Below are 902 nucleotides of genomic sequence, written 5' to 3'. Positions count from 1 at the left end.
TCAATGGCCCAAAGAACTCGCTGGAGATATAGAAAGTGAAACCAGCCACAACGCCAGATAAAACTCTCGCCCCCATTGTTACGCTTCGCAGCGGACCAAAGACGAAAGACAATGCCATCAACATCATTACGGCAATCGACAAAGGCTGCGTCAGCTTACGCCAAAATGCGAGTTCGTAACGTGAAGCATCTTGCTCTGATGCTTTCAAATACGTCACGTAATCATACAAACCGCTCAGAGAGAGCTCTTCTGGTTTTACTGTCACCACGGCTAGCTTGTCAGGAGCCAACGACGTGTGCCATTCCATTTGATCCATCTCTTGTTTGGAAATCACGTTTTCGTCTTGCATGTTGGTGATTTGCACGTCACGCATCAACCAATTGTTATCTTGTTGGTAATCCACTTCTTCAGCGAAGATAACTTTTTCTAAGTTCTTGTCATCATCAAAGCGCCACATGTTCAACGCATACAACTTGTCATCTTCCACTTTACCGATGAAGATGAAGTCGTTAGCATCACGAGCCCAAACACCAGCACGAACCGAAACGATGCTGCCGCCAGACAATGCAAAAGATCGCAAATCACGCGCCATTTTCTGAGCTTCTGGAGCACCCCATTGGCCTAAAGTCATCACGATAAGCATCAATGGAACGGCCGTTTTTAGCACGGACAAACCGATATCCAGCTTGGAGAAACCCGCCGCTTGCATGACCACAAGCTCAGAGCTTGACGCCAGCATACCCAAACCAATCAGCGCACCCAGCAATGCTGCCATTGGGAAAAACATTTCAACGTCACGAGGCACACTCAACAAAACGAAATACAAAGCGTGCGTCAGGTCATACACACCACGCCCCACTTTTCGTAGCTGTTCCACGTATTTGATGATACCCGATAGGCCA

Annotated in this window: 1 protein-coding gene; it reads right to left on the bottom strand. The window is 47.7% G+C overall.

Annotated elements, in window-relative coordinates; genetic code table 11:
* The coding region (gene lptG / locus R7Z50_RS25720) for an LPS export ABC transporter permease LptG (protein ID WP_318149504.1) at positions 1-902 on the bottom strand (902 nt) is incomplete at both ends.

The organism is Vibrio sp. 1249-1 (genome assembly GCF_033340495.1).
Note: the sequence above shows the minus strand (reverse complement) of the source record. Positions and strands in the feature narration are given on the sequence as shown.